22 protein-coding genes are annotated in these 20,671 nt (G+C 70.7%); 5 read left to right on the forward strand and 17 right to left on the reverse strand.

What is annotated here, in order from left to right; genetic code table 11:
- Positions 1–29 precede the first annotated feature (29 nt).
- Positions 30–425, forward strand: a complete 396-nt coding sequence (locus tag GVL05_RS07125; protein WP_159572517.1) for a MerR family transcriptional regulator — start codon at positions 30–32, stop codon at positions 423–425.
- A gap of 152 nt (positions 426–577) precedes the next feature.
- Here the strand turns inward: GVL05_RS07125 and GVL05_RS07130 are convergent, their stop codons facing one another.
- The 7 genes from GVL05_RS07130 to GVL05_RS07160 all read right to left on the reverse strand — a co-directional run bounded on the left by GVL05_RS07130 (position 578) and on the right by GVL05_RS07160 (position 8,515).
- A complete protein-coding gene (locus tag GVL05_RS07130) occupies positions 578–2,260 on the reverse strand; it encodes a CBM35 domain-containing protein (RefSeq protein WP_132099210.1) in 1,683 nt (560 codons plus the stop codon).
- Between the two features lie 86 nt (positions 2,261–2,346).
- Entirely contained in the window at positions 2,347–3,624 is a 1,278-nt protein-coding gene (locus GVL05_RS07135; protein ID WP_159572519.1) for a family 1 glycosylhydrolase, read from the reverse strand.
- 53 nt (positions 3,625–3,677) lie between these two features.
- The gene (locus GVL05_RS07140) at positions 3,678–4,550 is read right to left on the reverse strand and encodes a carbohydrate ABC transporter permease (protein WP_133938137.1); all 873 of its coding nucleotides are present in this window, start codon (positions 4,548–4,550) and stop codon (positions 3,678–3,680) included.
- Positions 4,547–5,500, reverse strand: coding sequence for a carbohydrate ABC transporter permease (locus GVL05_RS07145; protein ID WP_111083634.1), 954 nt, complete (start codon positions 5,498–5,500; stop codon positions 4,547–4,549). Before GVL05_RS07145 ends, GVL05_RS07140 begins: the two co-directional genes overlap by 4 nt.
- 9 nt (positions 5,501–5,509) lie before the next feature.
- Positions 5,510–6,772, reverse strand: a complete 1,263-nt coding sequence (locus GVL05_RS07150; protein ID WP_123937085.1) for an ABC transporter substrate-binding protein — start codon at positions 6,770–6,772, stop codon at positions 5,510–5,512.
- A 110-nt stretch (positions 6,773–6,882) separates the two neighbouring features.
- Positions 6,883–7,902, reverse strand: a complete 1,020-nt coding sequence (locus GVL05_RS07155; protein ID WP_235035892.1) for a LacI family DNA-binding transcriptional regulator — start codon at positions 7,900–7,902, stop codon at positions 6,883–6,885.
- 112 nt (positions 7,903–8,014) lie between these two features.
- Positions 8,015–8,515, reverse strand: a complete 501-nt coding sequence (locus tag GVL05_RS07160; RefSeq protein WP_159572523.1) for a MarR family winged helix-turn-helix transcriptional regulator — start codon at positions 8,513–8,515, stop codon at positions 8,015–8,017.
- A gap of 107 nt (positions 8,516–8,622) precedes the next feature.
- On the opposite strand from GVL05_RS07160, the gene GVL05_RS07165 reads away from it, so the two are divergent.
- The gene (locus GVL05_RS07165) at positions 8,623–9,414 is read left to right on the forward strand and encodes an SDR family NAD(P)-dependent oxidoreductase (protein ID WP_131845123.1); all 792 of its coding nucleotides are present in this window, start codon (positions 8,623–8,625) and stop codon (positions 9,412–9,414) included.
- Between the two features lie 8 nt (positions 9,415–9,422).
- Here the strand turns inward: GVL05_RS07165 and GVL05_RS07170 are convergent, their stop codons facing one another.
- Complete coding sequence (locus tag GVL05_RS07170; RefSeq protein WP_159572525.1) at positions 9,423–10,649, reverse strand: FAD-dependent monooxygenase; 1,227 nt, start codon at positions 10,647–10,649, stop codon at positions 9,423–9,425.
- Between the two features lie 59 nt (positions 10,650–10,708).
- Here GVL05_RS07170 and GVL05_RS07175 point away from each other — a divergent pair, with 59 nt between their 5' ends.
- Positions 10,709–11,248, forward strand: a complete 540-nt coding sequence (locus tag GVL05_RS07175) for a MarR family winged helix-turn-helix transcriptional regulator (RefSeq protein ID WP_235035893.1) — start codon at positions 10,709–10,711, stop codon at positions 11,246–11,248.
- Here GVL05_RS07175 and GVL05_RS07180 read toward each other — a convergent pair whose 3' ends face one another.
- The 3 genes from GVL05_RS07180 to GVL05_RS07190 all read right to left on the reverse strand — a co-directional run bounded on the left by GVL05_RS07180 (position 11,249) and on the right by GVL05_RS07190 (position 13,018).
- A complete protein-coding gene (locus GVL05_RS07180) occupies positions 11,249–11,506 on the reverse strand; it encodes a hypothetical protein (RefSeq protein ID WP_131920855.1) in 258 nt (85 codons plus the stop codon). It abuts the gene before it with no gap.
- 121 nt (positions 11,507–11,627) lie between these two features.
- Positions 11,628–12,278 (reverse strand): dihydrofolate reductase family protein, encoded by a 651-nt coding sequence (locus GVL05_RS07185; RefSeq protein WP_159572529.1) that lies wholly within the window; start codon positions 12,276–12,278, stop codon positions 11,628–11,630.
- 17 nt (positions 12,279–12,295) lie between these two features.
- On the reverse strand, positions 12,296–13,018 hold the full coding sequence (locus GVL05_RS07190) for an SDR family NAD(P)-dependent oxidoreductase (protein ID WP_159572531.1): 723 nt from the start codon (positions 13,016–13,018) through the stop codon (positions 12,296–12,298).
- A 138-nt stretch (positions 13,019–13,156) separates the two neighbouring features.
- Between GVL05_RS07190 and GVL05_RS07195 the strand changes: the two genes are divergently transcribed.
- On the forward strand, positions 13,157–14,566 hold the full coding sequence (locus GVL05_RS07195) for a hypothetical protein (RefSeq protein ID WP_159572533.1): 1,410 nt from the start codon (positions 13,157–13,159) through the stop codon (positions 14,564–14,566).
- A 23-nt stretch (positions 14,567–14,589) separates the two neighbouring features.
- Here the strand turns inward: GVL05_RS07195 and GVL05_RS07200 are convergent, their stop codons facing one another.
- The 3 genes from GVL05_RS07200 to GVL05_RS07210 form a co-directional block, all read right to left on the reverse strand.
- Entirely contained in the window at positions 14,590–15,159 is a 570-nt protein-coding gene (locus GVL05_RS07200; protein WP_123937103.1) for a manganese efflux pump MntP family protein, read from the reverse strand.
- Positions 15,160–15,334: 175 nt separating this feature from the next.
- Positions 15,335–15,985, reverse strand: a complete 651-nt coding sequence (locus GVL05_RS07205; RefSeq protein ID WP_159572535.1) for an NADPH-dependent F420 reductase — start codon at positions 15,983–15,985, stop codon at positions 15,335–15,337.
- A gap of 64 nt (positions 15,986–16,049) precedes the next feature.
- Positions 16,050–16,835: an inositol monophosphatase family protein gene (locus GVL05_RS07210; RefSeq protein ID WP_159572537.1), complete on the reverse strand. Its 786-nt coding sequence runs from the start codon at positions 16,833–16,835 to the stop codon at positions 16,050–16,052.
- A gap of 105 nt (positions 16,836–16,940) precedes the next feature.
- On the opposite strand from GVL05_RS07210, the gene GVL05_RS07215 reads away from it, so the two are divergent.
- A complete protein-coding gene (locus GVL05_RS07215; RefSeq protein WP_159572539.1) occupies positions 16,941–17,852 on the forward strand; it encodes a LysR family transcriptional regulator in 912 nt (303 codons plus the stop codon).
- Positions 17,853–17,952: 100 nt separating this feature from the next.
- Here the strand turns inward: GVL05_RS07215 and GVL05_RS07220 are convergent, their stop codons facing one another.
- The 3 genes from GVL05_RS07220 to GVL05_RS07230 all read right to left on the reverse strand — a co-directional run bounded on the left by GVL05_RS07220 (position 17,953) and on the right by GVL05_RS07230 (position 20,491).
- Positions 17,953–18,807: a LamG domain-containing protein gene (locus GVL05_RS07220; RefSeq protein ID WP_159572541.1), complete on the reverse strand. Its 855-nt coding sequence runs from the start codon at positions 18,805–18,807 to the stop codon at positions 17,953–17,955.
- Entirely contained in the window at positions 18,804–19,688 is an 885-nt protein-coding gene (locus GVL05_RS07225) for a S26 family signal peptidase (RefSeq protein ID WP_159572543.1), read from the reverse strand. The genes GVL05_RS07220 and GVL05_RS07225 overlap by 4 nt, the downstream gene beginning before the upstream one ends.
- A 149-nt stretch (positions 19,689–19,837) precedes the next feature.
- Positions 19,838–20,491, reverse strand: a complete 654-nt coding sequence (locus GVL05_RS07230) for a hypothetical protein (protein ID WP_159572545.1) — start codon at positions 20,489–20,491, stop codon at positions 19,838–19,840.
- Positions 20,492–20,671 lie beyond the last annotated feature (180 nt).

Here is a 20,671-nt window from a genome sequence, read left to right on the forward strand (position 1 = left end):
TCAGGGGCAAGCCCCGGATCGGAGTCCGCATGCGGATCGGCGACCTCGCCGCGGAGACGGGCGCCAGCGTGCGCTCGCTGCGGTACTACGAAGAGCAGGGACTGCTCACCGCGTCGCGGACCACCAGCGGGCAGCGCGTCTACGACGCCCCGGCGGTCGAGCGCGTCCAGCTCGTGCAGCAGCTGTTCGCCGCCGGTCTGCCGAGCCGCACCATCGTGCAGCTGTTGCCGTGCGTGGACAGCGGGCACGCGACGCCGGAGTCGTTCGCGCTGCTCGTGGCCGAGCGCGACCGGATCACGGCGCAGATGGCGGAGCTCGAGGCCGCGCGTGGCCGGCTCGACGAGGTCATCGCCATCAGCGAGCACCCGACTGCCGAGCACTGCCCGGCCCTGCGTGAGCCGACAGACGGAGCGGTCGCGGCCTGAGACGGAACGCCAGAACGGACGGGAGGCACGGTGCGCGCCCGCCACATCCTCCCTCGCAGGCTCGGTCGGCGCACCCGCGCGACGCTTCGCGTCGCCGCCGAGCGGGTGCGCCCGTCCGCCACCTGGTCACGACCAGGGCAGCAGGTGCGGCGTCAGGGTTGGAACACCTGGATCTGGTCCAGTTCCGCGAACCCCGTGCCCTTCGTGAAGGTGAGCGTGTTCGCGCCGGCCTTCAGGGTGACGGTCTTCTGCGCCCACCCGAAGCGCCCCCAGTTGACGGTCGGCGCGTAGCTGACCGTCCCCGCCGACGTTCCGTTGACGGCGAGCGCGTGCGTGCTCGTCGCCCCGGTGCCGTTGTCGTACCGGACGTTGACGGTGTACGTCCCCGCGGTCGCCGCCTGCACCGTGAACTGCACGGAGCTGGTCGCGTTGTTGATGTTGCCGACCTTCGCACCGCCGACGGCGTCGGCCTGGGTGACCGTGCTCGTGTCGCTCCGCACCGCCGACTCGGCCTCGTACCGCAGCGCGTTGATCGGGATCGACCCGACCCGCACGTCGTTGTAGGTCGTCGTCAGGTTCTCGACGTTCGTCGCCTGGTAAAGCGTCTTGCCGTCCGCGCTCGAGTCGAAGCCCTGGGCGAAGCCGCTGAACGTGCCACCTTCGGCGTCGCGGGCGTCGTACGTGACCGCGTAGGGCAGTTGCTCCCACGAGCCGGAGCCCTGGTTGCGGTTGACGACGAAGTTCTGCCCGCCGTCGATGTTGCCGGCGCTGTCGAGCGACCACTTCGACGACACCACGATCATGCCGTTCGCGTTGCCCGTCGTCGGGACCCAGCGGACTTCGGGCGAGGAACCGACCCCGCGGCCGTCGGGCAGTGCGATCTTCGTCCCGATGCTCGTCTCCGGGCTCCAGGTCAACCCGTCGGGCGAGGTCTTGAAGTACACCGGCGCCGTGTTGTTCGTCTGGCTCGGTCGGTTGACGACCTCGAAGGTCGCCACGTAGTTGCCGTTCGGGATCCGGGTGACCGTGATCATGCCGGGCCGGTCACTCTTGTTCGTCGGCGCCGAGACGTTCACCAGGCCACCCCAGGTGAGACCGCCGTCCGTCGACCGTCGGTAACTGACGGCCTGCAGGACGTTGTTCGCCTTCTGCCGCTCGTCGGAGAAGTACGTCACGAGGCCGCCGTTCGCGTCGACCGCGACGGACGGCTCCCAGACCGTCGAGGTGGTGGACGTCGGACTCGGGTCGTAGGTGGCGGGCCCGCCGGTGTCGACGGTGCTCACGAACGACCAGGTGAGACCGTGGTCGAGGCTCTTGTACATGACCAGACGGCTGCTCGACCGGTCGGTCGGCATGATCATGCCGCTCAGCAGCAGGGTGCCGGCGGGCATGGTGCCGAGCTGGATCGGGGTCTCGTACAGCGAGGGCTGGGCGGTGCGGGTGAGCGTCGGGAACTGCGTGCTCGGCTTCACGGTGGCGACGCGGCTCCACGAAGTGCCGTTGTCGGTGCTGCGGTAGATCGGGTAGACCTGCACGCCGTTCTCGAGCACGAGCTGGTCGAAGGTGACGAACTGCTGGCCGTTCGCCGACCCGCTGTTCTTCAGGACGATGTTCTTGGCGTAGGTCGTGCCGGCAGCACGTCCGCCCTCGGGGTTGAAGGCGGTGCCCGCTGCCGGCGAGTACACGAGGGCTCCGTTGCCGGTCGTGACCGCCTGGGCGGGAGCGGGGCCGGTGACACCGGCGACGAGGGCCGCCGCAGCAGCGGCAGCGGTGACGACGAGCGCGAGCGTTCGGCGTCGACGAGGCGCCGGAGCGGCGCCGAGGCGGAGGGACATGGTGCTCCGTTCGGTTGGTGGTGCAGTGGTGGTGCGCGGAGACGGACGGGAGGCGCGGGACCGACCCGACCCGCGCCTCCAGACCGTCACTGGGTCGCCGACAGGGCCGCTGCCACGGCTCGTTCCTGCCGCGCATGCGCGGCGAAGGCGTCGGCGACCGGGTTGCGACGGCGGTCGAGCCCGCCGTCGCCGTCTTCGACGAGGTCGAAGAGGCCCATCGTGAGCAGGTGCTCCTGGCGGGGTGCGTCCGTGTGCCGCCAGGTCCACTCGTACATGTCGAACAGCGGCCACCAGGTGTACCCGACCACCGGGACGCCCTCGGCACGGAGCTCGTGCACGGCGGCCACGGAGGCGTCGAGCCAGCCGATGCGTTCGTCGACGGACCCGGTGACGCACGTCTCGGTCAGCATGACCGGGGCGCCGTACCGCTCGGCGTACGTCGTCAGCACGTCGCGGAGTCCCTCGGCCCCCGTGTCCCGGTACGGACGCGGGTCGGCGAAGCCGCCGCCGTGGTGGACGCCGGCCTCGAAGACCTCGGTGGAGTGCAGGGGGTAGTAGTTGACGCCCATCACGTCCGGCCGGACCGCGTGCTGGCGGAACCAGTCCAGGTCAGCGTCGGTGACCCCGCCGGAGCGCAGCCGTCCGACGAGCGGATGGTGGTCGTCGACGCCGCCGGTCACGAGGTCCTCGACCAGGAACGTCTGCGCGCGGAGCCGCGCCACGGTGTCGCGGTGCTCGGGGGCATCGACGTCGCCGACGTACCGGATGCCGGCGTCGACGTGCACGAAGGTGGCGGCGTCTCCGAGTTCACGGGCGATCGCGTGCTGGGTGGAGACGAACCCCTTCGCCAGCGCCGAGGCGATCCGGGCAGAACCGTCGGCACCGGTCAGGTACGGGGGCCAGTACCCGTACTCACCCGAGAACAGGGCGTGGATGACGGGCTCGTTGACGGGCGTGTAGTCGGTCGCGACGTCGCCGTACCGGGCGGCGAACCGGGCGGCGTACTCCGTGACGTGCGCCGGGTAGTCGGGGTTCGCGAACTGACCGTCGAGCCAGAGCGGTGTGCCGTAGTGCAGCAGGTCGATGACGGGCCGGAGGCCGGTCTCACGGAAGCGCTGCATGACACCGTCGACCCACGACCAGTCCCACACACCGGGCTCGTGGGCGACCCGGTACCAGGGCACGCCCCAGCGGAGCAGCTCGGCGCCGACGTCGACGGCCAGGCCGAGATCGGCGGCGTACTGCCGGTAGTGGTCGGTGAGTTCGTACTCGTCGATGGGGCGCTCGCCCGGACGGGCCTGCGGGACGAAGGTGTCCTCGATGCCCAGGGCGAAGTGCAGCCGTCCGTCGTCGGACCAGTGCATGGTGTCTCGTTTCGTGGTGGGCGCGTCCCCGAGGGGACCGCGCGGGGTCGTCGTCACTTGAGCCCGGTGCTGGCGACGCTCTCGATGAAGCGGCGTTGCACGAGCAGGAACATGACGGCGAGGGGCAGCACGGCGATCAGGGCGCCGGCCATCATCACGCCCTGCGGGATGATGCCGCCGGGTCCGGTCAGCAGGGTCAGCCCCGAGGTGATGGTCCCCATGTCCTGGTCCGTGGTGAACACCAGCGGCCAGAGCAGGTCGTTCCAGTTGTTGACGAAGGTGAAGATGCCGAGGGTGAGCAGTGCCGGTACGGCGTTCGGCAGGATGATGCTCCGGAAGATCCGCCACTCGGACGCACCGTCGATGCGCGCCGCGTTGTCGAGGTCGCGGGGGAGCGACACGAAGAACTGCCGGAGGAAGAAGATGCCGAAGGCGTCCGCCGCCCGCGGTGCGATGAGGCCGGCGAAGGTGTTCACCCACCCGAGGTCGGACACGAGCTGGTAGATCGGGATCAGGGTGGCCTGGAACGGGATCATCAGGCTGGCGATGATCACGATGAGCAGGACCTTGCTGCCCCGGAAGTCGAGCCGGGCCAGCGCGTAGGCGGCGAGCGCGTCGAACGCCAGCGCGAAGACCGTCACCCCGCCGGCGAAGGCGAAGCTGTTCAGGATGAGCCGGCCGAACGGCAGCTGCGTGAAGATCGCCCGGAAGTTGTCGAGCGTCCACGTGTGCGGGAACAGCGTCGGCGGGTAGGCGTTCACCTCGCTCGCCGGCTTGAACGCCGTGAACACGATGACGAGCACGGGGAGCAGCACCGCGAGGGTGACGATGAGCACCGCGGCGAAGCCGAGCCAGCGCATCGACGGTGCGCGACGGGCGACGGTCCTGCGCCGGACCGCGGTGGCCGGACGGGGGAGTGCGGTCATGATGCGGTGTCCTCTCCGCGCTTGCCGAAGAACAGGAACTGCACGAGGCTCAGCAGCAGGGTCGCGATCAGCAGCACGTACGCCAGTGCGGATGCGAAGCCGAGGTCGAGGTCCTTGAACCCGGACTGGTAGATCTGCATGACGATCGTCTCGGTTGACCGGTACGGCCCGCCGCCGGTCAGGACGTAGATCTGGTCGAACGCCTGCAGTGCGGCGATGAGCGCGACGATGACGACGAACGCCATGGTGTTGCTGAGCATCGGGAACGTCACGTTCGCGAACCGCTGGCGGCCGTTCGCGCCGTCCAGCTGCGCCGCCTCGTACAGGCTGGTCGGGATCTCCTGCAGCCCCGCCAGGAAGATGACCATGTAGAAGCCGAAGTTCTTCCAGACCGCGACGAGCACCACGGTCGGCATGGCGAGCGTCGGGTCCTGCAGGACGTTGCCGAGCCGGATGCCGCCCACCTGGAGCCAGTGGTTCAGCAGGCCGATCTGCGGGTCGAGCAGGTACGACCACGCGAACGCGGCGACCGCCAGGGACACGATGAACGGCAGGAACAGCGCCGAGCGGAAGAAGCCGCGGAACGGCAGCGCCGGGTGGTTGAGCGCCAGGGCCAGCACCAGCGCCACGGCGATCGCGACCGGCGTGAACAGCACCGAGTACAGCGCCGTGTTGCCGATCGAGCGGACCACGTCCGGGTCGGTGAAGACCCGGACGTAGTTCGCGAAGCCGACCCAGCTCGGGTCACCGAAGCCGCTGGCGTCCGTGAAGGACAGCCGCAGTGCCGAGAGCATCGGCCACAGGACGAACGCCCCGAGGATGACGATCGCGGGTGCGAGGAAGCCGACGACGGTCGCACGGCGGCGGAAGGTCCCGTTCAGGGGCGTCCGGCCGCCGAGCTGTCCCGGGGGTCGGTACCGACGGCGTCGGCCGAGTTGCTGCGTGGTCATCGTGGTCCTCTACTTCAGGGCTGACTGCACGTCGGTGTCGGCGGTGCCGAGGAGCGACTCCGGGTCGCCGCCCGCGATCGACTTCTGCGTCGCGGTGTCGAGCGCGGTGAGCACGTCACCGCTGTTCACGACGCCCGGGAGGAGCGGGATCGTCGTGCCGGGCAGACCGGTCAGTGCCGCGACGGTGGGGTTCGCGTCGACGTCGGCGGCGGTCACGTCGGTGCGCAGGGACGGCCAACCCGACCCGAGCGCCCACTTGGTCGCGACGTTCTTCTCGTTGAAGTACCGCAGGAAGTCCTCGGCAGCGGCCTGCTTCGGGTCGTCGGTCTGTGCGGTCACGCCGAGCGAGATGCCGATGGCGGAGGCCACCTGCGCCTTCGGCCCGGCCGGGATCGCGGCGATGCCGTAGTCGATGTCGGACGCCTTCGCGACGCCGGCCATCCACGGGCCGCCGATCTCCATGGCGGTCTTGCCGGCGGTGAAGAGCTTGTCGGCCGCGATGCCGTCGACACCGGTCGGCGAGATCTTGTCCTGCCGGATCGCCTTCGCCCAGTACTCGAGCGTCTCGACGTTCGCAGCGGAGTCGATGGTCGACTTCGTGCCGGCGTCGTTCGTGATCGAGCCGCCGTTGCCGGCGAACAGGCTCGGCCAGATGCCGTTGCCGACCGTCTGGTGGTCCGGCAGCACGAGCCCGTACTGCTCCGGGGTGCCGTCGCCGTTCTCGTCCTTCGTCAGCTTCTTCGCGTCGGCGACCCACTCGTCCCACGTCGTCGGGAACGCGTCGATGCCGGCCTCGGCGAAGAGCTTCTTGTTGTAGATCACGGACAGGGGCACGAAGCCGCTCGGGACGCCGTACTCCTTGCCGTCGACCTGCTCCATCGCGACGGCCTGCTCCTTGAGCTCGCCGGTGTTGCTGGTGTCGTCGTCGTAGAAGTCGCTCAGGTCGACGAGGGCCTTCTTCTCGGCGTAGACGGGCAGTCGGTCCGAGGTCATCGCGACGATGTCCGGGCCCTTCTTCGCCGTCAGCGCGGGGAGCATCGTGTCGTCGATGACCGCCCACGTCTTCGTCTGGGTCGTGATCGTGACCTTGTCCTGCGACTCGTTGAAGTCCTTGACGATGCCGTCCAGGACCTTGCCGTCGGCCTCGGTGTACCCGTGCCAGAACGTCAGGTCGACGTGGGCGTTCGCGGACGATCCGGGGGAGCCGGCGCATCCGGCCAGGGAGATCGCCGCCGCTGTTGCGAGCGCGACGACCGCGATGTGCTTCTTCATCGAAAACCTGCCATCCGTCCCGCACTTCGGTGTGCGAGACCTCGTCCATGCCGGATTTACACCGGTGTAAATCTGGACAGTAGTCCGTGCTCGACGGGCAGGTCAAGACCTCAGGCGGAGACCGTGCGTTCCACGGCGACGGGCGCCGACGACGCCCGCACGACCAGCGCATGCGGCGAGCGCAGCACGCCCGGATCGACGGCCGCGTCCTCCTCGAGCTGCTCGACGAGGACCCCGACCGCCGTCGCCGCGACCCGGTCCAGGTCGGCCGACACCGTGGTCAGCGCGGGCGTCGCGTACGCCGACTCCTCGATGTCGTCGAAGCCGACGACCGCGACGTCGTCCGGCACGGTCCGACCGGCGAGCTGCAACGCGCTCATCGCCCCGAGCGCCAGGGCGTCGTTGCAGCAGACGATCCCGTCGACCTCGACGCCGGAGTCGAGCAGCGCTCGCGCCGCCGCTGCCCCCTCGGCCCGGTGCCAGAGCGCCGTGGGGACGACGAGTTCGGGTCGGAACACCACGCCCTGCTCGGCGAGCGCCTCGCGGTACCCGCGGAGCCGCTCCTGCGCCGTCCGTACCGGCCCCGACGGTTCGGAACCGATGAAGGCGATCGAACGACGGCCCGCGTCGAGCAGGTGCGCCGTCGCGTCGTGCAGCGCGTCCGCGTTCGACATCGTGATGAACGTGACCGGGCTGTCCGGGATCGGCTCGCCGAGCACCACGAGGGGGAACTTCACCTCGAGCGCAGGAGCATCACTCGACCGCACCGTCAGCGGGCTGTAGATGATGCCGTCGATCGAGTGTTCGCGCATCCGGGTGATCGCGTCCGCCTCACGCACGCCGCTCGCGGTCTGCTCGATGAGCACCGTGTAGCCCACGGCACCGGCGGCGCGGATGACGGCGTCGGCGAGCTCGGCGAAGTACGCCTGCCGCAGCTCCGGCACCGCCAGGCCGATGACCTTCGACCGGCCGGCGCGGAAGTTCCGGGCCGAGACGTTGAGCTCGTAGCCGAGTTCGTCCACCGCCGCCATCACCCGGTCGTGGGTGCGGGCGGAGACGTGCTCGTAGCCCGCCAGGACGTTCGAGACGGTCTTCTTCGAGACGCCCGCGACGGCTGCGACGTCACTCATCGTGGGGGGCGAGCGGTGTCCCTGGGCCATCCGCGCTCCCCTCTCGCGTCCGGAATGCGTTGGGCAGGAACCTACCGCACCAGCGTGGTGCGGCCCGGACGTGTCGGTCCGGTCACGGCTGGCGGGCCCTGGGCGGCGTCCACGCCGGAGCTGCGTCCACTGCGTCGCCGATGCTCCGCGCGATGACCCCGAGGTGCCGCGTCTGGGTTTCGGTGAGTGTGTCGAACACCAGGCGCTCGACCAGGGCATGGTGCGCGGGCGTCGACTCGAGGACCTTGCCGTGCCCGTCATCCGTCAAGACCGCGAGGGTGAAGCGGCCGTCCGTCGGGTCGACCACGCGGCGCACCCACCCCTTCGCCTCGAGCCGAGTCACCGCGCGGGACAGTCGCGAGAGCGTCGAGCTCGCGTACCCGGCGAGCGTGCTCATCCGCAGGGTCCTGTCCGGCGCGGCGTCGAGGGCCGTGAGGACCCCGAGTTCGAAGTGCGTGAGGCCACTGTCTCGTTGGAGTTGGGCGTCGAGGGCGACCGGGAGCCGTTCGAGCATCGTCGCCACGGCTGCCCAGATCTCGAGTCGTTCGCCGCGCAGGCCGTGTGGTTCATCGGGCTGTGCCATCACGGCATCGTACGTCCGGTGACTTGCCTGAGCAAGTAAACGACCGTACGGTGACTTGCTCAGGCAAGTCACCGGGTCGAGTGACGCGGGACGACGAAGGAGGATCCATGGACCTGCAACTCCGAGGCAGAACGGCGTTCATCAGCGGATCGACGCAGGGCATCGGGTACGCGATCGCCTCCGCACTCGCGGCCGAGGGCATGCGCGTGATCGTCAACGGCCGGGAGGACGCCCGGGTCGAAGCAGCCGTCGATCGCCTGCGGCGTGACCAGCCGGGAACCACGGTGTCCGGGATCGCGGCCGACTTCGGAGACCCGGGCGACGTCACCCGACTGCTCGGGTCCCTCGACGACGTCGACGTCCTCGTCAACAACGTCGGACTCTTCGGCCTCGCCGCCTTCGAGTCGATCGCCGACGAGGACTGGTCCCGGTACTTCGAGGTCAACGTGATGAGCGGGGTCCGCCTGTCGCGGCACCTGCTCGGCGGGATGCTCGAACGCGGGTGGGGTCGCATCGTGTTCATCGGCAGCGAGTCCGGCGTGAACGTCCCCGCGGACATGGTGCACTACGGCGTGACCAAGGCCGCGGTGATCGCGCTCGCGAACGGACTCGCGAAGCAGACACGTGGGACCTCGGTCACGATCAACACCGTCCTCGGCGGTCCCACGTACTCCGACGGTGTCGCGACGACGGTCGAGGCGATCGCCGAGGCGCAGGCTCTTCCGGTCGAGGCGATGCAGGCCGCGATCATCGGTCAGAACCGGACCAGCCTGCTCGAGCGCTTCATCGACCCGGCCGAGATCGCGGCGCTCGTCACCTACCTCGCGAGCCCGCTGTCCTCCGCGACGAACGGCGCCGCGATCCGGGCTGACGGCGGCGTCCTGACCGGGCTCCTGTAGGTGGCACGTCAGCCGAGGTGTGCGTAGTCCGGCAGGTCGATCGCGTCCGCCGGCGGCGTGAAGAAGCGGTCGCCGAGCCGACCGATGAACGGGGTGGAGGCGACCCGAACCGCAGCACCGAACGCGGCGATCCCGAGCCGGCTCTTCGGGTTCGCGACCCGCGGCACCCCCGGCGGCAGCTGCTGCGCCTGGGTGACGTACGGCCGCATGATGCGCTCGTAGCCCCGGAATGCATCGCGGTGGTCGACGTGGGCGGCGAGTTCGCCGGCCAACACGTACGCCCCCGTGAGCGACAGGCTCGTGCCCATGCCGCTGACCGGCGAGGCGCAGTACGCGGCGTCGCCGACGAGCGCGACCCGACCCTCGGACCACCGCGGCGCACGGACCTGCCCGATCGACTCGGAGTACAGGTCGTCAGCGGCGTCGATGCCCGCGAGCACACGACGTGCTTCCCAGCCGGCATCGGCGAAGACCTCGTGCAGTCGCCGGCGCTGCTCCTCGATCGACCGTCGCTCGGAGCCGGCGCGCTCCCGTGTCCGGTCGGTCACGAACGACAGCGTCGCCCGGATCGTGCCGTGCGGGTCCGGACGGAGGGTGACCGACCGACCACCCGGTGCGTTGTACCAGCGCCACCAGTCGTCGTCGGCATCGGTGCGGGGGATCGTCGCGTAGGAGGTCTCGAGGCCGAGGGACCGGATCTCGGGCTCGTCGCCGAAGACCAGTCGCCGGGTGCTCGACCCGATGCCGTCCGCCGCCACCACCAGGTCGAACCGCTCGTCGGCGGCGTGCTCGAACTGCACGGTCACGCCGTCGCCGGCGCCGCCGTCGTCGTCCGCGATGCCGGTGATGCGGTCGCCGAACCGGTACTCGGTGGTGTCGGTGGTCCGGCTGACGAGCAGCTGCGCGAGGTCACCGCGCAGGATCTCGAGCTCCGCCGTGGCGCCGCCCGAGTCCGTGGTTCCGGCCGGGAACTCCGCGATGACCGAACCGGAGCGGCCGATGAACCGCGTGCCGACCTCACCGGTGGTGGCGGCACGGATGTCGTCCTCGATCCCCATCCGCCGCGAGACCTCGCGCCCGGCGCCCCGCACGTCGACGTTCTGGCCGCCGGTCCGGAGTTCCGGCGCGCGCTCGACGATCGTCGTGTCGTACCCGTACCGGTGCAGCCAGTAGGCCAGGGCGGGTCCGGCGATGCTCGCACCGGAGATGAGGACGCGCTTGCGGTCGGTCGACATGTTGCCTCGAATCTTGATTACCAATGAGATTGGCAATCTACACGACTACCATGGACCTCGTGCCGCACGACGAACCGACAGCGCCCACCGACGGACGACGAGAGCGCGACGCCCGGAGCGACCGCGACGACCGACGCGACCGCGAAGCCGCCCGTCGGGACGGACGACCGCTGCCCGACGACGACATCCGCGCTCGGGTCCAACAGGTCGGGGTGCGGCAGCAGCGGTTCGAGCGACACCTGGCCCGGGCACTCGACGTCGACGCGGCCGGGCTCGAGGCGATGGACCACCTCATCACCCACGGACGGTCCACCCCGACCGAGCTCGCGCGGCGACTGGAGATCTCCACCGCCGCCATGACCCTCGTGCTCAACCGACTCGAGTCCGCCGGCCACGTCACGCGGGAGCGGCACCCCAGCGACGGCCGGAAGCTCGTGGTCACCGCAGCCGAGCGGTCGTCCGATCGTGCGTACGACCTGGTGCTGCCGCTGATCGAGGGGATCGAGGACGTCGTCGCCGACATGGACGACAGCGAGCGCGCCACGGTGCAGGCGTTCCTCGACCGCCTGATCGGGATCTACGACGACGCGATGGACTGATCAGTCGACTCCGTCGGGTGACCACGGTCGCTCACCGAGGCTCCACCGCGCCATCGCCTCGACCTGTGCCTTCGCGCTCTCCAGGCTCGTGTGGTCGCCGAAGACCTCGCCCGACCACCCACGGACCTCGTACCGGTTCGTGAAGACGACGGTTCCGATGTGGGACCGGCCGGAGCGGGCTTCCCACCGGCCGACCTCGAGCGCGGTCCAGCTCGTCGGGTCGTGCTGGTGTGGGAGATCGGTCTGCGAGGAGGACATGGCGTTTCCGGTCGGCATCGGACGAAGAGATCGTGCCGGCAGCCGGGGGCCTGGGTCACCTGCGGTCGACGGTAGTCCCCGGCCGACACAACGGCTCAGGTTCGTCCGCCGGTCTGTGCGATCAGTGCGCCACGCGCGTGAACGTGCGGTGCACGACCCCCGACGGCGACGCGACCGTCTCGACGGCGAAGCGCTCCTCGATCCCCTCGAGTCCGTCCCAGAGCCGCTCGCCGCGGCCGAGCACGATCGGTACCTCGACCAGGTGCAGGTGGTCGACCAGGTCGGCCTGCAGGAACTCGCGGACGGTCTCGACCCCGCCGCCGATCCGGACGTCCCGGCCCGGTGCGGCCTGGCGGGCGAGCTCGAGCGCTTCCGCCGGGGTGGCGTCGACGAAGTGGAAGGTCGTCCCGCCCGCCATCTCGAGGGGCTCGCGCGGGTGGTGGGTGAGCACGAACACGGGCGTGTGGAACGGCGGTTCGTCGCCCCACCACCCGGTCCAGCCGTCGTCGGGCCACGGTCCGCGCTGGGGTCCGAACTTGTTCCGCCCCATGATCTCGACACCGATCTCCGGTCCCCAGGCGCGCGCGAACTCGTCGTCGACATCGGTTGTCCCGCCGGACGCCCCCTGCATCGCACGGAAGGTGGCCGTGGCGGCGAACCACGCCATGAGTCGACCGTCGGCGTGCCCGAACGGACGGTCGACCGACTGGTCGGCTCCGGCGCCGTACCCGTCGAGCGAGATCGCGAAGTTGTGGACCCTGACCGTCGACATGGTGCTCCTGTCCTGCTTCAGAGGGTGATGCCCGTCGCCGTCGCCAGGGCGTCGACGAGTTGGCGGCGGAACTGCGGGTCAGCGACCGCCTGGCGCGGCTCCTGCCGCTGTCCGTGGAACCAGTAACCGCCGCTGAGGGTTGCGTCCGGGTCGGTCACAAGGGCCTCTTGGGTACGGTGCCCGAGCTCGAGGTCGTCCGACGCCCCCGCACCGCCCATCTTGGTCGGGACCCAACCCGGGTCGACGGCGTTGCTCAGGACCCCGGGCCGGCGCTCGGCGACCTCGGCGGCGAGCGCGGTCACGAAGAGCTTGGTGTCCGAGTACGTGTTGGTCTCCGCGATGCCGTCCCAGTCGACGCCGTCCAGTCGGGGGCGGCCGCCGCGGTGCATCCCGCTGCTCAGGTACACGTGCCGGGTCGGCGCGTGGAGCAGCGCGGTGAACAGGTACGGCGCGACGACGTTGACCGGGATCAGCGCACGGCCGGAGATCACGCCGGCGTTGTGCACGACCGCGTCGATCGGGTCGCCGGCGTCGAGGTCGCGCGCGGCGGCGATCACGGCGTCGCGGTCGGACAGGTCGGCGACGACGAGCGTGGCACCACGGTCGAGCAGGTCGGCGACTGCCTCCGCCCGTGCCGTGCTCCGGGCGTGCACGACGACGTCGTGCCCGTCGCGGAGCAGGGTGTCGGCGGTCGCCCGCCCGAGGCCGTCGGTCGATCCGGTGACGAGGATGCGGGACATGCGTTCATCATGCGCCGGGTGGCGGGGGCGTGTGCGGCAGGTGGACCAGCAGCGGGGCGGACGGGAGGCGCGGGGCGGGCCCGCACCGCGCCTCCCGTCCGTCTCGGCCCGGCCACACGGCTGCAGTACGGTCGCAGCATGAGCAGCTTCCTCGACCCCGCGGACGCCGTCGCCGTCGGCGACGCGACGATCGTGCCGGACGCGACGCGTCCGGTCGCAGCGGTCGTCACGGGTGACGACGTGCGGTGGGTGACGTGGCCAGACGCCCCGTTGCCCGACGGTGCGGTCGACGACGTCCGCGTCCTGGCGACCACGGATGGCGCGTGGATCGTCTACGGGTCGAACGGTGACGGTGACGACGCGGTGTCCCGGTCCGCCGTCCACGTCACGCCGACCGGTGTGACGTGCGCGGTCGAGCTCGGGGATCGTCGGCCGCACGGTGCCGATGTTGACGGGTTGTGGATCGGTGACCCGCGACCAGCGTCGATGTGGGACGGCGAGGATGACGACGTGGACGTCGATGCGGATGCCGGTGGCTCCGACGACTCCGACGACGCCGACGCCGACGCCGACGATCCGCTCGACGGCGTCGACCCCGAGACCCTGCCGTGGGCGCCGGCCGAGCCGTTCTGGCCGACACCAGAGGAGTGGGCGGCGACGCTCGAGACCGAGGCCGCCGCCGAGCACGATCACGACGACCCGGAACTGCTCGACGACGAGGACGACGGTGGCCCGTACACCTGGAGCATCGGCTTCGGCGACGAGTCCGACGGCTTCGTCCCGTCGATGGAGCCACTCGCCGACCCGGGTCCGCCGCTGCCCACCCCGGCGACCGACCTGGTGCTCGTGCGGCCGGACGGCACCCGCGCGACGATCGCTGTCGACCACCTGGTCGACGGCGTCGGTCGCGAGGGCTCGGTGCTGACCGTCCGGTACGCGCCCACCGGGCCCCGGCGGACTCCGGACTCCGCGGGCGGGCTGGACTACACGTACCAGTACCGCGAAGTCGACGTCGACCTCTCCGATGGCCTGCCGACCACCATCACCACCGATGCCCTGCCGGCGCGGACGGTGGACGAGGACGAGGACGAATCGTCGTGGGAGGCTGAGGAAGCACGGCTCGAAGCGGCTCGCGCCCCGTGGATCGGGCGGCTCGACCTCACCGGGGTCGAGGGCGCCCGGTGGCCGCTCCACGACACGGACGACTCGACGAAGGCGCAGGCGGTCGCCGCACTCGTCGGGGTGTTCGAGTCGCTGGCCGAGCCGGGCATCCTGTGGACCCGCGAGCACCCGGAGCCCCGCCGTGCGGCGAGCGCCTACCGGGCCGTCGAGGTCGTCGTCGAGGGGGAGTGGCCGGCGACCGAGGTCGTCGTGTCGTTCGAGCACAGCGACGTGCCGTACCTGCGGCTCCGTCGGCGCTACCGGGTGTTCGACGACGCCGGCCACGTCGAGGACTGGACGTACGTGACGGTGTACCTCGAGGAGGACATCGCGACCCGGGACATCCCTGCGCGTGACGCCGCCGTGGACGGCGTCCTCGACATCTGACGGATCGCGCCCGTTCCGCAGCCTCAGCCGATGATGCCCGTGTGCTCGAGCACGATGTTCACGCCGATCAGGATGAGCACGACACCGCCGGCGATCTCGGCCGGCTTGCCGAACCGGGCTCCGACGCGGCGCCCGACGACCACGCCGGCGAAGGACAGCACTGCCGTCGTCACACCGATGAGCAGCACCGCGCCGCCGATCGACACCGGCAGGAACGCCAACGTGACACCGACGGCCAGGGCGTCGATGCTCGTCGCGATCGCCAGGACCAGGAGTTCGCGGATCGGCAGACGGTCGGTGTCCTGCTCGGTGTCCTCGTGCTTCGAGAACGCCTCCCACAGCATCTTGCCGCCGATCAGCGCGAGCAGCCCGAACGCGATCCAGTGGTCGAAGGCGGCGATGTACTGCGCGAACGCCGAACCGAGCAGCCATCCGAGCAGGGGCATGAGCGCCTGGAACGCACCGAACGTCAGCGCGATGACGAGCGCGTGCCGCACGTCGAAGCGCTTCATGTGCAGGCCCTTGCCGAGGGCGACGGCGAAGGCGTCTGCGGAGACGCCGAGCGCGATGAGGAAGAGGGCCCAGAACGACATGGGGGCGGCGCCTTTCGAGACGGTCGGACGGAGACGCCGACGTCTCAGGACCTGTCGATCCTGGCATGGTTCCGAGGACGAAAAGGCCTGATCAGCGGTATTCGTCGTGCCGAATCCGGGGGTTGGTGCGCCCGCCCCGGACCCCCGTGGTCGCCGCCGGTCGCGCCTCCGGTCCTCAGCGAGCGACGGACAGGGCGAAGGGCGCGAAACCGATTGCGCCGAGCAGGCTCGGCACCATCAGCGCCATCGACTCCGGGCCGGACGCGGTGGCGATCGGGCCGAGGTCCACGACCCACCCGTCCTGCCAACCCAGGCTGCGAAGCAGGTCGCCCACCGTGGCCTTCGCCGCGGCGTCGTCCCCGGAAACGAAGGCGGTCGGCGGGGTGGCGAGTGCCGCCGGCGCGGTCATGACCGAGAACAGCATCGTGTTGAGGCTCTTCACCACCCGGGTCTCCGGCAGGGCTGCCTGCAGCCGCTCGCCCAGGCTGCCGTCGACGTAGGCGAGTCCGCCCGGCAACCCGTCGGCGGTCCGGGTGGTCGCGTTCGAGACGTCGAGCAGGATGCGTCCGGCGAGTCCGGCTCGCAGTGCCGTCAACCGCTCCAGGGTCGTGTCGCCGGGTGTGGCGTTGACCACGACCGCGGCGGACCGGATCGCGGTCTCGATGTCGGCGACCTCGACCCCGGTGTCGGCCCAGTCCGGTCGGGCGGCCTCGGGGTCGCGGATGCCGATGGTGACGGGGTGGCCCGCGGCGGCGAGGCCACGCGCGAGCGTGCCCCCGACACGTCCGGATCCGAGGACGGCGATGGTGGTGGTGCTGGTGGTCATGGGGTGTCCTTCGTGGTCAGGTGCGACGGGTGGGTCAAGGGGTTGGGGTCAGCGGCTCAGCGGCTCATCGGGCGAGCACTGCTGCGATCGGGCGGGCGAGGTCCGGCGCCGCGGCGATGCAGTCCTCGCTCGCCAGCGTCCAGGGAGCACCGGTCGTATCGATGACTGCGCCGCCCGCCTCGTGCACCAGCAGGGCTCCGGCAGCCAGGCCGGACCGGACCTGCCCGAACTGCCAGAAGCCGTCGACGTGCCCGGTGGCGACCTGCACGAGCTGCACCGTCGCGGGGACCGAGGCCGACACGAGCAGTGCGGCGTCGAGCATCCGGTCGATCGAGTCGCTCATCCGGCGACGGACCGCCGGTGCCTCGCCCGGCTTCGCCTGACCGGTACCGACCAGGGCGGCTCCGAGCTCGGTCTTGTGCGAGGCGCTGATCGGGGTCCCGTTCAACCGCGCACCGGCCCCGCGGACGGCCGTGAACACCTGGCCGAGCGCCGGCAGGACGACGGCGGTCAAGACGGGGACGTCGTCGCGCACGAGCGTCGCCGTCACGCCCCAGTTCGCGGATCCGTGGACCAGGTTGACGTTGCCCTCGGCGGCGTCGGTCACCCACCACTCGCCTGGGCCGAGGGCGCCGTCGCCCTCTTCGTCGTCGTCCCACCGCGCGTCCGGGCGGAGCCGTTCGAGCGCCGGTCGGAGCACCGCCGTCGAGGCCGCGTCGTTCGCGTCGATCGCAGTGAGGAGCGACCGAACGTCGTCGACCCGGTTCGCGGTCGAGAAGCGCTCGAGGAGCACCTGCGCGGCCGCGGTCACCGCCTCGGTCACGCCGTCGAGCAGCTGGTGGTCGTCCATGGTCGTCTCCTGTCCCGGCCGACGCGGTCCGTCGATCCAGGAGCAACGCTAGGAACGTCGACCATTGCGCACCAGTACATTCCGCGCACCGGTAGATTGCGTCTCGTGCAACTGGATCTGAACCTTCTCACCGCGCTCGACGCCCTGCTCGAAGAGGAGAGCGTGACGGGCGCCGCTGACCGACTGCACCTGTCGGCACCGGCCATGAGCCGCGCGCTCGGCCGCATCCGGATCGCCGTCGGAGACGAGGTCCTGGTCCGCAGCGGCCGGGTCATGCGGCCCACGCCACGCGCCCTCGCGATGCGCGAGGAGGTCCGGTCGCTCGTGCTGCGCAGCCGGCAGGTCCTGACACCCGAGACGACCTTCGACGCCGGCGCCCTGCACCGGACCTTCACGATCCGTGCGCACGACGCCCTGGTCTCCGTGCTCGCCCCGTGGCTCGTCGAGCACACGCACCGGGCCGCCCCCGGCGTCGGCCTGCGGTTCCTCGGCGAACCGGACGACGACACCACGGACCTGCGGCGGGGCGTCGTGGACCTGGAGATCGGTTCCGCCGAGCCCGCGACCGCCGAGATCGACCACCGGCACGTTGCGACGGACCCCCTGGTCGGGCTGGCACGCCGCGGGCACCCGCTCCTGGCCTCGGGCACCGACGACGTCGACCTGGCCGCGTGGGCAGCGGTGCCGCACGTCGTCGTCTCCCGCCGTGGCCGGTTCGGCGACCGGATCGACGAGCTGCTCGCTGCGACCGGACGGTCGCGATCGGTGGTCGCGTCGGTCGCGTCCACGAGCGCTGCCGTGGAGATCGTGCGCGCGACGGACGCGGTCGTCGTCATCCCGGCGTCGGTGGCGTCACGTGCCGTCCGAGCGGACGACGCCGTGGTGTTCACGCCGCCCGTCGACCTGCCGGCGGTGTCGGTCGTCCTGACCTGGCACCAGCGCTCCACGTCGGACCAGGGACACCGGTGGCTGCGCGGCCTCGTCGAGCAGGCGCTCGTCGGCACGGTGGAACCCTGACCGGCTCCCGTGACCCGGCTCACGTCGTGGACGTCAGCAGCAGACGGACGGGAGGCCCGTGGCGGGCCCGCCACGGGCCTCCCGTCCGCTCCGCGGCGCGTCAGCGACCGGCTGCTGCGTGCGCGGCGACCTGGGTGGCGGACAGTTCCGTCCCGTAGACGGCCGCGTACCGCATGGACCCGGTGAAGTAGGCGTTGGCGGGTGAACCCGGCCAACCGCCGATCGTGTCGTACCCGATCCGGAACCAGCCGGTGTAGCTCTCCGGCGTCCTGTACGTCGCGTTCGACGCGACCAGCGTGCCGTCGACGTACAGGCGCATGCCGTTCGTCGGCGACATCGTCGTCACGGCGTGGTGCCACGTGCCATCGGTGTACACCTTGGGCGACGTGACGACCTGGGTCGTGCCGTTGTAGGTACCGAACACGAGCTGTCCGCTCGTGTTGAGGTAGAGCTTGCGGTCGTGCTGCCCGGAGCCACCGGTCTGGCTGCTGCCGAAGCCGATGAGCTGTCCGCCGGCGACCGTCGTCTTGAACCAGACCTCTTCACTGAAGGTCGTCGGGTTGGCGTACGAGGTCGGGGTCGAGACGTAGCTCGTCGACCCGTTCAGCACGTAGGCGCTGCCGCTGTCCCGCGGGCAGGCGATCGGGGTCGCCGTGGCCGCGGTCATCGCGCCCTGGTACGTGCCGTTCGCCCCGCGGCCCGACCAGTCAGTCGCGGTCTTCGCGTTCGTCGACTCGGTGAGCCGGTACGCGAACAGGGCGTTCGCGGTGTCCGCTCCGACGGCTCCCGTGCAGGTGAAGTACGGCGCGGTCGCGGCGGTGTTCGTGTCGTTCCGGACGGTGGCGCTGTACGCCGAGCGCGTCGGGGCGAACTGGTTCAGCAGGACGACGACGGCCAGGGCGACCACGAGCAGGAGGGCGACGACACGGCCGTCACGCAGGTGACGGAGGATCACGAGGGACGCACCGCCTCGACGCGGCCGACGGCCAGGCAGGCCACGAGCGGCACCAGGCACACGGCGATCAGCGCCACCCACCCGAGCGGGTCGAGGTCGATGTTCGAGGTCAGCTGGTAGTGCCCGTTCTTCGTGAGCTCGTGGATGACGACCCGGCCGACCTCGCCGTCGACCAGGTGCACGGTGTTGCCGCCGTGGGCGTCGATGCGCACCGGGAAGATGCCGGACGAGATGACGGTGGCCTCGACGCCCGTCGGGCTCGAGGTGTTCGTGATGGTCGTCACGTTGACGAACGGCTTGAGCACGAACGCGGCGTACGAGACCGTCAGGGCGGAGCCGGCGATCCGGAGGCAGGTGCGTGTCACCCGGTCCGTGAAGGCACTGGTCAGGGTCAGGATCAGGAGCGTGCCGATGAGCAGGATCGGGGCGGCGCGGAACAACCAGCCGAGGTGCGGCACCAGGAGCGCCGGGGTACCGATCACGTCGGCCTGCGACAGCGTCCACGGGTCGACCGCGCCGTTCACGTCGCCGCGGGTGTGCAGGCCGCCGTCGGCGTCGATCGCGATGATGCGGTGCGTGTAGACGACGTCCGGGTTCGCGGAGGTCTCGAACGAGACGACGTCGCCGACGCTCAGGGTCGTGACGTCGACCGGAAGGTCGAGCACGAGGGTGCCGACCGGGGCTGCTTCACCCATCGACGGGGTCTCGACGACGAACCAGCGGCCGCCGGCGGACAGGAACAGGATCGCCGCGGTGAGCAGCAGAGCCGCGACCAGGGCGAGCAACCAGGCGAGGACGGTCTCGGAGCGGGTGACCGCACGACTGCGGAGGACCGGACGGTCGAGCGTGCCGCTGAGCGGGATCGCTGCGGTCTGGCTCATGTCGTGCTCCTGCGGCTCGGTGGGGTGCGGCTACTGCGCGTGGTGGAACGGGGGTGGCGACGCTCGGCCGGAGGGGGTCGGTCGAGCGTCGCCGGTCTGGGGTCACGGGACGTCCCGGGACGGCTGGGGGGAGCCGGCCCGGAGCGGGATCAGGCCGTGAACGTCCAGGTCATGGGGACCGAGGCCGCGAGGCCCTGGTACGTGTTGCCCGCCGAGGAGTCGAGGGTCACCGCGAAGTTGAACGGCGTCGAGGCGCCGGCGGCCGGAGCTGCGGGCATCGTGAAGGCCGACGCTGCGGCGCCCTTGAAGCTGGCGAGCGTGCCGCTGAAGACCGTGGTCGAGCCCGAGGTGATGACGAGGTTCATCTTGGCGCAGAGGTCGGTCGCGGTTCCGTTCGAGGAGCCGTTGTTCGACTGGGTGCAGGTTGCGCCCGGCGTCAGGGTGAAGGTGCTCGCGGCAGCGGTGCCGGTGTTCTTGATCGAGATCGCCGTGTTGACCGTGTTGCCCGGCGTCATCGTCGTGCTGCCACCGAACTTGTTGATCGTCGAGCAGGTCGCGGAGTTCGTCGAGACCGAGCCGCCGTCGGTGCTGAGGCAGGTGACGGTCGCGCCGGCGTTCTGCTCCTGCATGATCAGCGTGCCGCTGGCGGCGGTGTTGCTGCTGTTCGTGATGCTCGCCGCGAACCCGGACAGGGTGCCGGTGAGCGAGAGGGAGAGGAGCACGGCGGCGAAGATGCCGGCGAGGAGCGCCACGGGGGCGAAACGGATCCGCTTCAGCGCGGAGGTGCGGAGCTTGGTGGACACGGTGTACCTCATCGGTTCGGTGGTTCGCAGTGGTTGGGGGAAGCAAGTCACTCGGGCGGATTTGCTTCAATCATTAAGATAGTCACCGCTTGACCAAGTTAGCCACTCGCACACCTACCCCAGTGCGGGGGACGCTCCCGTCCCCCGGGTTCCCGACATGGAAGGATTCCCCCCGTGACC

The organism is Curtobacterium sp. 18060 (assembly GCF_902706105.1).
Taxonomy (GTDB): Bacteria; Actinomycetota; Actinomycetes; order Actinomycetales; family Microbacteriaceae; genus Curtobacterium.

Bases quoted from the DNA above. Each gene is read 5' to 3' on its own strand.
- GVL05_RS07125 (WP_159572517.1), top strand. From the start codon at position 30: ATGCGGATCGGCGACCTCGCCGCGGAGACGGGCGCCAGCGTGCGCTCG.
- GVL05_RS07130 (WP_132099210.1), bottom strand. From the start codon at position 2,260: ATGTCCCTCCGCCTCGGCGCCGCTCCGGCGCCTCGTCGACGCCGAACG.
- GVL05_RS07135 (WP_159572519.1), bottom strand. From the start codon at position 3,624: ATGCACTGGTCCGACGACGGACGGCTGCACTTCGCCCTGGGCATCGAG.
- GVL05_RS07140 (WP_133938137.1), bottom strand. From the start codon at position 4,550: ATGACCGCACTCCCCCGTCCGGCCACCGCGGTCCGGCGCAGGACCGTC.
- GVL05_RS07145 (WP_111083634.1), bottom strand. From the start codon at position 5,500: ATGACCACGCAGCAACTCGGCCGACGCCGTCGGTACCGACCCCCGGGA.
- GVL05_RS07150 (WP_123937085.1), bottom strand. From the start codon at position 6,772: ATGAAGAAGCACATCGCGGTCGTCGCGCTCGCAACAGCGGCGGCGATC.
- GVL05_RS07155 (WP_235035892.1), bottom strand. From the start codon at position 7,902: ATGAGTGACGTCGCAGCCGTCGCGGGCGTCTCGAAGAAGACCGTCTCG.
- GVL05_RS07160 (WP_159572523.1), bottom strand. From the start codon at position 8,515: ATGGCACAGCCCGATGAACCACACGGCCTGCGCGGCGAACGACTCGAG.
- GVL05_RS07165 (WP_131845123.1), top strand. From the start codon at position 8,623: ATGGACCTGCAACTCCGAGGCAGAACGGCGTTCATCAGCGGATCGACG.
- GVL05_RS07170 (WP_159572525.1), bottom strand. From the start codon at position 10,649: ATGTCGACCGACCGCAAGCGCGTCCTCATCTCCGGTGCGAGCATCGCC.
- GVL05_RS07180 (WP_131920855.1), bottom strand. From the start codon at position 11,506: ATGTCCTCCTCGCAGACCGATCTCCCACACCAGCACGACCCGACGAGC.
- GVL05_RS07185 (WP_159572529.1), bottom strand. From the start codon at position 12,278: ATGTCGACGGTCAGGGTCCACAACTTCGCGATCTCGCTCGACGGGTAC.
- GVL05_RS07190 (WP_159572531.1), bottom strand. From the start codon at position 13,018: ATGTCCCGCATCCTCGTCACCGGATCGACCGACGGCCTCGGGCGGGCG.
- GVL05_RS07195 (WP_159572533.1), top strand. From the start codon at position 13,157: ATGAGCAGCTTCCTCGACCCCGCGGACGCCGTCGCCGTCGGCGACGCG.
- GVL05_RS07200 (WP_123937103.1), bottom strand. From the start codon at position 15,159: ATGTCGTTCTGGGCCCTCTTCCTCATCGCGCTCGGCGTCTCCGCAGAC.
- GVL05_RS07205 (WP_159572535.1), bottom strand. From the start codon at position 15,985: ATGACCACCAGCACCACCACCATCGCCGTCCTCGGATCCGGACGTGTC.
- GVL05_RS07210 (WP_159572537.1), bottom strand. From the start codon at position 16,835: ATGGACGACCACCAGCTGCTCGACGGCGTGACCGAGGCGGTGACCGCG.
- GVL05_RS07225 (WP_159572543.1), bottom strand. From the start codon at position 19,688: ATGAGCCAGACCGCAGCGATCCCGCTCAGCGGCACGCTCGACCGTCCG.